Annotated in this window: 11 protein-coding genes; 4 read left to right on the forward strand and 7 right to left on the reverse strand. The window is 51.6% G+C overall.

The genetic code is table 11. The features are described 5' to 3' along the window. The first annotated feature begins 30 nt into the window (after positions 1 to 30). Complete coding sequence (trxB, locus tag H6B30_RS07910; protein WP_205109352.1) at positions 31 to 975, forward strand: thioredoxin-disulfide reductase; 945 nt, start codon at positions 31 to 33, stop codon at positions 973 to 975. 125 nt (positions 976 to 1,100) lie between these two features. On the opposite strand, the gene H6B30_RS07915 is transcribed toward trxB, so the two are convergent. The 6 genes from H6B30_RS07915 to H6B30_RS07940 form a co-directional block, all read right to left on the reverse strand. After that, positions 1,101 to 1,751, reverse strand: a complete 651-nt coding sequence (locus H6B30_RS07915) for an HAD family hydrolase (protein ID WP_205109354.1) — start codon at positions 1,749 to 1,751, stop codon at positions 1,101 to 1,103. Between the two features lie 21 nt (positions 1,752 to 1,772). Next, a complete protein-coding gene (locus H6B30_RS07920) occupies positions 1,773 to 3,221 on the reverse strand; it encodes a sodium:solute symporter (protein ID WP_205109356.1) in 1,449 nt (482 codons plus the stop codon). A 122-nt stretch (positions 3,222 to 3,343) separates the two neighbouring features. Next, positions 3,344 to 3,730, reverse strand: a complete 387-nt coding sequence (locus H6B30_RS07925) for a VOC family protein (RefSeq protein WP_205109357.1) — start codon at positions 3,728 to 3,730, stop codon at positions 3,344 to 3,346. Positions 3,731 to 3,878: 148 nt separating this feature from the next. Further along, complete coding sequence (locus H6B30_RS07930; protein ID WP_205109360.1) at positions 3,879 to 4,922, reverse strand: hypothetical protein; 1,044 nt, start codon at positions 4,920 to 4,922, stop codon at positions 3,879 to 3,881. Positions 4,923 to 5,104: 182 nt separating this feature from the next. Beyond that, on the reverse strand, positions 5,105 to 5,689 hold the full coding sequence (locus H6B30_RS07935) for a sugar transferase (RefSeq protein WP_205109362.1): 585 nt from the start codon (positions 5,687 to 5,689) through the stop codon (positions 5,105 to 5,107). A 175-nt stretch (positions 5,690 to 5,864) separates the two neighbouring features. Beyond that, the gene (locus H6B30_RS07940) at positions 5,865 to 6,668 is read right to left on the reverse strand and encodes a glycosyltransferase family 2 protein (protein WP_205109364.1); all 804 of its coding nucleotides are present in this window, start codon (positions 6,666 to 6,668) and stop codon (positions 5,865 to 5,867) included. 522 nt (positions 6,669 to 7,190) lie between these two features. On the opposite strand from H6B30_RS07940, the gene H6B30_RS07945 reads away from it, so the two are divergent. The 3 genes from H6B30_RS07945 (at position 7,191) to H6B30_RS07955 (ending at position 10,574) form a co-directional block, all read left to right on the forward strand. Then, positions 7,191 to 8,741, forward strand: coding sequence for a capsule assembly Wzi family protein (locus tag H6B30_RS07945; protein ID WP_205109366.1), 1,551 nt, complete (start codon positions 7,191 to 7,193; stop codon positions 8,739 to 8,741). Positions 8,742 to 8,755: 14 nt separating this feature from the next. Then, positions 8,756 to 9,199 (forward strand): lipocalin-like domain-containing protein, encoded by a 444-nt coding sequence (locus H6B30_RS07950; RefSeq protein WP_205109368.1) that lies wholly within the window; start codon positions 8,756 to 8,758, stop codon positions 9,197 to 9,199. 112 nt (positions 9,200 to 9,311) lie between these two features. Further along, positions 9,312 to 10,574 carry a hypothetical protein gene (locus tag H6B30_RS07955; RefSeq protein ID WP_205109370.1) on the forward strand — a complete coding sequence of 421 codons (1,263 nt, stop codon included), beginning with the start codon at positions 9,312 to 9,314 and terminating at the stop codon, positions 10,572 to 10,574. Here the strand turns inward: H6B30_RS07955 and H6B30_RS07960 are convergent. Further along, positions 10,568 to 11,374, reverse strand: a complete 807-nt coding sequence (locus H6B30_RS07960) for a glycosyltransferase family 2 protein (RefSeq protein ID WP_205109372.1) — start codon at positions 11,372 to 11,374, stop codon at positions 10,568 to 10,570. The two genes, H6B30_RS07955 and H6B30_RS07960, sit on opposite strands and share 7 nt — an antisense overlap.

The raw sequence follows: 11,374 nt of genomic DNA on the forward strand, positions 1-11,374 counted from the left end.
GCTGAGGCCAAAAAACCGTAAAACAAGTATATGGAACAGAATACAGAGCACGTACGTTGCCTAATTGTTGGCAGTGGACCGGCGGGGTACACTGCTGCCATATATGCCGCGCGGGCCAACCTCAAGCCCGTTGAGTATTGCGGTATCCAACCCGGCGGACAGCTGACCCAAACCACAACGGTGGAGAATTTTCCCGGTTACCCGCAAGGGGTCGACGGAAACCAGATGATGATGGACTTGCGCGAGCAGGCCGAGAGCTTCGGAACCGACATTCGCGACGGGGCCATCGTAAAGGCCGACTTGTCGAAGGCTCCCTACAGGCTTACAGCCGAAGACGGCCATGAGATACTTGCCGATACCGTGATTATTGCGACGGGGGCTTCTGCAAAATACCTTGGGCTTGACGACGAGAAGAAGTACAACGGGCAAGGTGTGTCGGCATGTGCCACTTGCGACGGCTTTTTCTACCGCAAGAAGACTGTTGCGGTAGTGGGAGGCGGCGACACTGCCTGTGAGGATGCGCTCTACCTGGCCGGCCTTGCCAAGAAGGTGTACATGATAGTGCGCAAGCCTTATCTGCGCGCTTCGAAGGTGATGCAGGAGCGTGTGCTTTCAACGGAGAACATCGAAGTGCTGTTTGAGCACAACACCCTGGGGCTGTTTGGCGCAAACGGGGTAGAGGGCGCCCATCTGGTAAAGCGCAAGGGCGAGCCCGACGAAGAGAAGGTGGACATCAGCATCGATGGCTTCTTCCTTGCCATAGGGCATACCCCGAACAGCGAAGTGTTCCGTGAATGGCTTGACACCGACGAGGTGGGATATCTAAAGAAGATTGACGGTACGCCGCGTACGAAGGTTCCCGGAGTGTTCGTGGCAGGCGACGTGGCCGATCCTGTATATCGCCAGGCCATTACGGCTGCCGGCTCAGGTTGCCAGGCTGCCATAGAGGCAGAGCGCTACTTGCTCAATGCTTGACGGCAGGCAGCCTGTCGTGGCTGTATAAAATATGGAAGCGGCCCCACAGACACTCTTGTCTGTGGGGCCGTTTTGCAATCGTGCGATGTGAAGGCGTTGCCTTTTCCCGGGGATTGTCGCAACCTTCAGCTGTTCAGTTTGCTTATTATGCCCGCCAATTGCGAAAAGTCGCTTATGCGGTAGTCGGCTTCTCCCAGCTCTTCAATCTTTCCATTGCCGTAAGTCACGGCACAGGTAACGGCACCGGCTGCGCGTCCCATGTCAATGTCATACCTCGTGTCGCCAACCATGATGGCTTCATCGGCTCTGCTTCCTGTTTCACCAAGTATTCTGATTATCATGTCGGGAGCCGGCTTTGGGTGCTTTACATCATTAGCTGCCACCACGATTTGCACATAGCCATCGAGGGCCATGTCGTCAAGGAAAGCCAGCAGCGAATGGCGGCTGCGGCTGCTGGCTATACATATCTTCATCCCGGAGTTGTGAAGTTGCTTTATTGTTTCGACAACGTTGGGGAACACTTGCACCTTGTAGTCGGCATTGTTGCGTGCAAATATCTCACGGTATGTCGACTCACACCGTGCTGCGGTAACATCGTCCATGGGCATCAGCTGGCTGAAACACTGCCTCAGAGGCAGGCCAATCATAGCTGCGCATTGTGCGTCCGACTGCATGGGCAACCCGACTGCGTCCAAAGTTTGCTGCATTGTCCTTACTATCAGGCTGCAGGTGTCTCCTATGGTTCCGTCAAAATCAAGAATAACTGTATTAATCATTGTTCGTTGTTAAAGTGGTTGTTAGGCTCTTTGGCTGTGGTTGCTGCCTTGCCAGCCCCTGCCAGAAAAGCACAGAAGCCCTGCAAAGGTGAGGGCACCGTTGAGCAGCAGGAGTTCGTAGCCGAAGTGGTAGCCCGTAAGCACAGGCACCAAGTGGTCTATGGCAAGGCACACCAGAGGCGATGCGATGGCGATGTATGGCACGGCTGCGTCGAGCGTCTGCCGTTTGATCAGCATGCCAAAGGCAAATAGACCGAGCAGAGGGCCGTAAGTGTAAGAGCACAGAGTGTATATCGCATTGAGCACGCTGGTAGAGTTGATTGCGCGGAAAAGCAAGATAAAGGCTATGAACACCATGCAGACTGCAATGTGCGCCCGGCGTCTGAGGCGTTCGTCGCCGCCTCGCCCGGCAATGTCGATGCAAAAGCTGGTGGTCAGTGCCGTCAGTGCTGAGTCGGCACTGCTGAACGCGGCAGCAACAATGCCTATGGTGAAAAGCACAACGACTGCAGTGCCGAGCTGGCCGGTGGCCGCAAACATGGGCAGGAGCTCGTCGCCGTTTGCCGGCAGTGGCACTCCCTTCTGTGAAGCCAATTGCACAAGCAACACACCCAAGGCCAGGAAAAGAAGGTTGGCGGGGAAGAAAGCGAAGCCATAGGTACACATGTCTTTCTGCGCCTCGCGCAAAGTCTTGCACGTCAGGTTCTTTTGCATCATGTCTTGGTCTAGCCCCGTCATCACGACAACGATGAAAGCACCGCTTACAAATTGCTTCCAGAAGTTCTGTGTCGACATCCAGTCGTCAAACACAAATATGCGGCTCATGGGGTCGAGGGCCACTGAGCGTGCCGCCTCGCCCATGTTCATGTCCATTGACGAGGCAACATTGGCGATGATAAGCATTAGTGACGTGAAAAGGCAAATGGTCTGGAACGAGTCTGTCCAGACCAAGGTCTTGATGCCTCCGCGGTGTGTGTACAGCCATATCAGGGCCACCATGCACGATGCCGTGGCAAAGAATGGTATGCCAAAGTCGTCGCACACGAACGCCTGGACGATGAGACATACCACATAAAACCGCAACGAGGCACCCAGAATCTTTGAAAGCAGGAAATACCAGGCCCCGGTCTTGTAGGCCATCTTGCCTATGCGCGATTCGAGATATGAATATATCGTGGTCAGGTTGAGCCGGTAATAGAGCGGCAGCAGTATGAATGCCACAATGAAGTAGCCGGGTATGAACCCGAGGCATGTCTGAAGGTAGGTCATGCCAGACGTTGTGACCATGCCCGGAACAGACACGTAGGTGACGCCAGATATGGATGCCCCAACCATGCCGAACGCTACCATGTACCATGGCGAACGTCGGTCGGCCCGGTAGAAAGTGTTGTTTGTTGCCCTCCGTCCGGTTACCCTGCTTACGGCAAAGAGCGCGGCGAAATACGCCAAGAGCGTAATTATTATTATCATGATGCAAAGTTACGAAAAAACTGCGTAATTGTGCGTTCGCTATTTTGCAAACTTTAATATGAGGGATAAACAAACTTGCTTTCATTTGGTGCCCTTGCATGGCTTGCAACTTGGTCTGGCGTTTATTCTGAAATCTCTATGCAGTTGCCTTCCGGGTCGGCCACGGTGCTCTCATAGTATCCGTCGCCCGTGGTCCTTGGGTTGCTCAGTATGGCATATCCGTCGTTTCTCAGCCTTTCGGTTAATTTGTCTACCGCTTCTTTGCTGCCCACGGAGATTGAAAAATGGGCGAGGCCAGCCATGTCACAGCCCTGTTCTTTGACATGCCTGCCGGGTGTGTGCATTAGTTCTATGCGCGTAGTGCCATCGCCAAAAGACAAGAAGTAAGATGTAAATCTCTTCGTCGGGTTGGTGTATTTGTCGCCGCATGCCAAGTCAAAGTATCTTGTATAAAATGCCTTGAGCCTTTCGATGTCTGCTGCCCAAATCGCAATGTGGTCTATTTTCATGCCTCGATGTTCTTGTTTGTATGCTCTAATGAAACGTGCAAACAGCCTTATGCAATCGTGTGTCTCAACCGTTGGGGTTGCAACAGGCAATTAATGCCATGGTGCATAAGGCTGTTTGCCAGATGTTTTTATTGAATTTCGCCGTGCTCTATCGCCGTCCGCTGAATCCGTTGCCGGAGCTTGTGGTGCCTTGGCGTGTGCCTGCGCTTCGCGTAGATGCGCCGGAGTTGCCACGTGTAGAGCGGAAAGAGCCGCTTTGCATGCTACTTGAAGGCCTCGAGCTGCGGAAGTTGCTTGAAGGCGTATTGCTTCTTATTGTATTTGTTGTCGACGTGTTGTTGCGCCTCGTGTTGCTGAACGACCCGCTGTTCCTGGCTCCGCCGAATGTCGTAGTGCGCATCGTTGAGTTGGGCTGCCGTGTGGTTGTTGTGACGTCCGGCCTGCGGAAGCCCGAGCTTCCGGTGCTTACTTTGGTGGCGTTGAACGTGTTCGACTTGCTTGAGTTGTCGCCAATGCGGAATGTTCCATTAGAAGAAGGGCGGTTGGCAGTGGTGTTTGTCCTGCTGTCTCTGAACGAACCGCTGCGGCGGCTGTTGCCGAATCGGTTGTTGTCGTTGCCGTTGTTCACTGTGACGCGGGTCGAACTGTTGCCTCCGGCACGCTTGCCCCTGAAGTCACCCCTGTCCCAGCTGTCGCGCATTCCGCCGCGATGAGCCGAATTGTGGTAGTGGTCGCGGTGAGCGTGGTAATAACTTCGGCCGCCGTTGCTTCTCCAGCTGTGTCCTCCCCGGTATGATATATAAATGGTGGGGCGGCTGAAGTAGAAGTAGTTCCGCCTGGGATAGCGCGCATAGATGGCAAAGTGCCAGAAGCCGTCAGACCAGTACAGCGGGCGGTAGAAGTAGGATGCAGCGCAGAAGGCATCCCATTGCCATTGCAGCAGGATATAGCTCATGTCGAGGTTTCGCCTGCGCCAGTAGTCGCTGTATACGTCGTCTACAGTTGCAACGCCCATGAGGTAGTCGAGGTTTATTTCGTAGGCGGCGTCATACTGGTCGGGAGTTAGGTTGAGTTCGTAAGCCATCTTGTCGGTAAGGAAGTAGGCTTCGCGACGTGCCTGCTCATAACTCATGGCCTTTGTCGAGGCTGTGATGCAGAGCATTGCTATGAGAGTCATTATTAACTTTTTCATGTCCTGACGTGTTTAATTCGTAAATCATGTTGCCTGATAGGAACGAACGGTATGCCGTGTGAAGTTTTCCACCATGGACAACCTGTTCTTCCATGGTGCAAAGTAAGAAGAAAATGCTGAAAAAAACAAGGGATTTCCCCTAAGCGTTACAGGGGGAATCCCTAATGGAAAATGTTTTCTGTCTAGAATTTCTTGCCGAAGACTATGCTTACAAACGTTTTCACCAGTATGGTGAAGTCCATTCGCAGCGAATGGTGCTCGAGGTAATAGAGGTCGAGCTCGAGACGTTTGAGCATTTTCTCCATGGTGTCGGTATATCCGTTATACAGCGTGGCGTATGATGTCACTCCCGGCCTGATCTTGTAGAGCAGTTCATATCGCGTGTCGTGCTCCATTATTTTGTCTATGAAATATTTTCGCTCAGGGCGGTAGCCTATGAAAGACATGTCGCCTTTCAGCACATTCCACAATTGTGGCAGTTCGTCAAGATGGTGTGCGCGCAAGAACTTCCCCACTTTGGTGAGCCTGTTGTCGTTTTCATTTTGGCAAAGAGCCGGCCCGTCTTTCTCGGCGTCAACCCTCATGCTTCTGAATTTGTAGATCATGAACGGCTTGCCCCCTTTGCCTATTCGCTCTTGGCTGAATGTTGCAGGTCCGCCGTCTTCCATTCTAATTGCGATGAAGCAAATTAAGAATAGAGGTGAGAAGACTATGATGGATATGGCCGCTATGATGAAGTCCAGGATGCGTTTTATGTAATCTCCCATTGCGAATGTTTGTCTCTGCTTGTTGATTTTGCTCTTTTCTTGTAATAAAGAACGTCGCGAGCGTGATAATATTGCTTATTAATGTTGAAAAAATTAAATTAATTTATTTTAGCCATTGTGCAGCCGCAAACATGGCGCAACAAATGTAATCGGGCCGTTGCGCCGCCGCCTCCCGTCATATTGGGCGCTTGGTTTTCATATACCGGTTGCTCGTGGCTTTTACTTTGGTTACCTTCACGAAATAGCAAGGCAGGAAAACGAGGAAGAAATAGAGGCAAGACTTGGCGTGTGAATAACCCAGAATCTTGTTGTATACATTTAAATTGTATTTAATCAGTGATATTTTGTTGCGCGAAAGCGAGTCTTGCCGTATGCGGTATGACGCCAATGGCTTTTGTATGCCATAAGCTACAGTGCATTTCTTAAGTATGGTTAGCAGCAGGGCCCAGTCCTGGCGCTTGCGCAAGAGGGGGAAATAAAACTTTCCGTATTGCTGTGTGTCGTAAAGCAGGGTGAGGCAACCAATCTTGTTGTCGCGCTTCATCATGCCGAAGGTGACTTTCTTGGGAGATATGACAATGCCTTTCTCGTTGTTGTGCAGGTCGCACAGGATGTATGAAGAGTAGGTGAGGCAGCCTCCTTTTTGTTTCAGGAAGCTGACCTGCCTTTCGAGTTTGTCGGGAAACCACTTGTCGTCGCTGTCGCAGAATGCGATGTATTGGCCCTGTGCGTTCTTTATGGAGTTGTTTCTTGCATAGCCAGTGCCCTTGTTCTCGTCGAGAAAGAACACCTTCACCCTCTTGTCTTTAAGCATGTACGACCTTAAGATGGCCAATGTGGTCTCATCATCAGACTTGTCGTCTGTAATGATGAGCTCCAGATTCTTGTATGTTTGGTTGAGGATGCTGTCAATGCTCTCCGTCAAGATGCTTCCTGTGTTATAGGTGGGCATAATGACTGAAACAAGGTCTGTTTTCATTCGACTGGCTTATTTTTGCTGCAAAGTTAGTTATTTTTTTTGTACCGAGCCAACAAAAGGTTGAAAATTTGGCAAAGCCTTTGTTGTTGGCATTTCGCCGTTAGCCGGGCCTTGGCATGGTTGCATGTTTATTCGGATAAAGGCAGAAACCCCGTGCATTCAGACGCCAAGACAAGACGGCCGCTGTAGGCTCCGTTTTCCGTATGTTCCCGGTTGTGGCGCAAAACCTGCCGTTTGGCGCTGCGATACGGCCCGTTTCGGGGTGCAATACGGCCTGTTTTGGGAGTGGATATGTCACGTTTTACAACCCATTGTAAGTCAGGCGCTTGCCATGCGAGGCCATTGCCGCTGACATTTCGTTAGACAGTTGGTGGCAGTGGGAGCCTGTCTGTGGCCGCGCAGGGCAAATGGTGTGGCGTTTGCAGGTGCCAATATAAGCATGCCGGGCCGTATTTGTCGGCACCGGCATAATAAAAGTTTTGTTTTTCCGTTTATATTCTATCATACTAATATTGTAGGTCAATGTATCGTAAGTTGCTTGTTTTAATGGTGTGCGGCTTCGCGTCACAGCATTTGCGTGCCAAAGGCATCGAGTGGTTGGACGGGTTGCAATACAAGGCAGAGCTTCAGACATCGCTCTCAGACGGCCATACGCCATTGTGGCTCAACGCCAATAAGTTCGGGCTTAGCTCTTTATCCTCATCAAACGGATATGTGCGTGCGGCGGTAGAGCGTCCGCTTGCTGTCGATTCGGCAAGGAAGTGGGGGATAGGCTATGGCGTCGACTTGGCTGCAGCTTATAATTACACAAGTTCGTTTATCGTGCAGCAGGCTTTCGCAGAGGTGAGGTGGCTCAAGGGAGTGCTGACGGTTGGTAGCAAGCAATGGCCCATGGAACTGAAAAACAACAGCCTGAGCAGCGGCTCACAGACGCTTGGCATCAATGCCCGTCCTGTGCCCCAGGCAAGGATAGCGCTGCCGGAATATTGGGACATACCTTTTACCAAAGGCTGGGTGGGCATAAAAGGCCATGTGGCATTTGGCAGGATGACCGACGACGGGTGGCAGCACGAGTTTACTTCACGTGAGAAAAAATATGCCGACGATGTGCGTTACCATAGCAAGGCAGGCTATTTGCGCATAGGAAACGCGTCGAAGGGCTTTCCGGTAGTGATAGAGATGGGCCTCGAGATGGCCTCGCTCTTCGGCGGGACCATGTATCGTCCGGATGGCGAGGGCGGCATGGAAGTGTTTCATGGGGGCACAAGCCTGAAGGATTATTGGAATGTTTTTATACCCGGAGGTGCCGAAGCCAACGAGGACATTTACAGGAATGTTGCCGGCGACATGCTCGGCAGCTGGGTGATGCGCGTCAGTTATGATGCCGACAAATGGCGCCTGGGGCTGTATGCCGACCATTTCTTCGAGGACCATTCGCAAATGTTTTTCCTTGACTACAATGGATATGGGCAGGGCGACAACTGGAATGTAAGGCAAGACAACCGCTATTTCCTATATTACCTGAAAGACATCATGCTGGGGGCGGAATTGAACCTGAAGCACGGAACACTGTTGCGTGACATTGTTTTTGAATACTTATATTCAAAATATCAGAGCGGACCGGTGTATCACGACCGCACTCCGTCGATGAGCGAGCATATCGGCGGGCTTGACGACTACTACAATCACAGCTTGTATACGGGGTGGCAACATTGGGGGCAGGTAATGGGTAACCCGTTATACCAGTCTCCAATATACAACGACGATGGCACCATCGGCGTAAAGAACAACCGATTTTATGCTTTCCACCTGGGCATAGGCGGGCGCCCGCTCGCCAACCTGGGCTACCGGCTTCTGCTGACATGGCAGGAAGGATTGGGCACATACCGCGATCCTTACACCGAACCCCGGCACAACACCAGCTTCCTGGTTGAGGCAACATACGACTTCAAGGGGAAGACGCTCGGCGGTTTTGGCGTGACGTGTGGCTATGGCATGGACTTCGGCAGCATATTGGGCAATAACTATGGATTCCAGCTTACTGTCAGGAAAACAGGGTTGCTCGGGCTATGATAAACAATATGGAAATGAAAGACAGAATAAAGACCTTGGGGCTGGTTGCCGTCATGGCGTCGGTGATGGGGGCGTGTACACTTGAGACTTCGGGAAATGGCGACCTCGATGGCTTCTGGCATCTTGTCGCTGTCGACACTGTAGATACCGGCGGAGTATTGAATTTGTCGGACGAGCGGCTGTTTTGGTCGTTCCAGGGCAACCTGCTCAGCCATCGTGATGCAGACGGCAGATGTGACGAGTTGATATCCTATTTTGAACGTCCCGGCGATTCGCTTTTCGTAACCCGGACATTCTTTTACGACAGACCGAACTCAGACCCGGCCGTAGAGGATGTGGGCGTGTTGCGGCCCTACGGCATCAACAAGCTGGGCGAGCATTTTTATGTGCAGCATCTTGACGGCGGGACAATGATTCTGCTTTCAGACAAGTTGAGGCTTTACTTGAAGAAAATGTAACGATACGGCGCTTCGTGCGATTGTGCATGTCCGTGAGAGTGCAACACTTTGCATGCCGCGGAATAATAAACCGCATTGTTTGGTCGTTGTAATATTAATAACGCTTTATGATATGAACAAGATAGAATCTTTTGTATATAGGCTGGTAAAGAACAATTATGTTGTAAAGAATGCGGTGAGGAACATATACCAGGGCTTTTACGACATACTGCCCAATTATGACTCCGACTTCGTTTCGCAGCCTATAGTCAGGAAGAACTGCTTCTTCGGATTCCACGACCTCGACCCCTTCAGTGCCGACGACAAGTGTGTGCTGTCCAACAGGCTTACCATACCCTTGCGCATGCCTACAAAAGACGATGTACTGGAAGTGGGGATGTGGGCCGGGCCCGATTTCGGCGAATGGACAAAGATAGGCGAGACACGTGCGTGGAATTACCACAAGGGGTGCCGGCTTCAGTGGGCCGGGCGTGGCAGGTGCATTTACAATGTTGCCGACGGAAGCCGTGTGAAGTCGGATATGGTGGATGTGGCAAGCGGAGAAAGTCGCCGGATTGACTGGCCCATCGACTCGGTAAGCCCCGACGGACGTTTTGCGACATCGTTCAGCTACGAGCGCCTGCAGCAGTTTATGCCGGGTTATGGCTACGTGTATGGCGACGCCGACTCGTTTCTGGGCGAGCTGGCCCCGGCGTCTACCGGCCTGTTCTTGGTTGACCTTGATGGCAACAGCCGCACGCTGTTGGTCGACTTGGCAGAGCTTGCCGCTTTCCGGCATGAGGCAGACATGGGCGACGCCCATCATTTTGTGACGCATACGGAGTTTTCGCACGACGGCCGCTATGTGGCCTTCCTTCACAGGTGGTATAAAGGTGTGAGGCGCAAGACCAGGCTGATAGTGTATGACCTGCATGAGAAGCAGATGTACGTGTCGCCGACAACCGGCATGGTGTCGCACTATTGCTGGAACAACGCCAACGGCATTGTAGCTTACTGCCGTATAGACGATGTCGATTCTCATGTTTATTTTTATGGGCCCGCCATGGATAGATACAAGCGGTGTGGCTATCCGAAGCTGAACTCCGACGGGCATCACCACTTTGTCACAGACAAGGAGTTTGTGGTTGACACATATCCCGATAAGTACAGGCATGCGCGGATATACAAAGTGAATGTTGAAACCGATGAGGTTTGCTTGTTGGCCAATGTTAGGAGTTACAAGAAGTTTGCCTCGCCAACGATATATAAGCATTGGTCGTGCGACCTTCATCCCCGTTGCAGCTCAGACGGCAAGTGGTTGTGTTTCGATTCGGTGTTTCCCGGCGAGCGAAGCCTGTGCATAATGCGGTTGGATGATAATGTCGGCATTCAGTAGAATGCCGACATTATGTATTCCAAGGCTTTTGCATTGCAGTTGCAGTAGAAGCGCGACGGCATGTTTCCGGTAGATGCGTGCTCTGTGTCTTTCACAGCGATTGTCGGGTCGTAGACCACCTTCAGCCCCTGTTGCCGGCATTGCTCAGCCAGGTATATCTCTTCGCCGAACAGGAATACCGGGTAGTTGATGATGCCGCATTTTTCAAAATACATTTTTGTGAGTATTATGAAAGAACCGTGCCCTCCGTATATCTCGCCTGCTTCATGGCTCTGGTATTTTTTCCTCCTGTAGGCTGTGCATCTATACAGATGGTAAAGCACGGGGTGGTTGAACAGGAAGCGAAGCATTTTCAACTTCTTCAACGAATAGCGTGCGGTCATCTTCGGGTTCCTGTCGCGTCGCTCTGTTGCCGAATATATCTTGGGGGCAATCCAGCCTATGCTCCCGCTGTTGCCGGCGCCATAATCGCTCGCGAGTTTATTCAGCGAGCATTTGTCCAGCTCGATGTCTACATTGCTTATTATTACGAAGTCGTAGGATTTGTAGTCTGTCTCCGACATCATTCTGTTTATCGCCCCAAAATAGCCAATGTTTTTGTGGAAAGGAAAAACAACGACCCTGATGCCTTCGGCCTTCGTGCTTATGGGCTTTATGTCTTCGGCTGTGTTGTCAGCAATGTATACGGTCACATCGATAGGAGTGGCCGGTGTTTGGGCGGCGTCGACCACCGACCGTACAAACTTGTCTACGCATTCATACGAATTATACGTCACACAGTATATCGCTATTCTTGCCAT

The sequence above is a fragment of the Marseilla massiliensis genome, from assembly GCF_016899955.1.
GTDB classification, from domain to species: Bacteria; Bacteroidota; Bacteroidia; order Bacteroidales; family Bacteroidaceae; genus Prevotella; species Prevotella intestinigallinarum.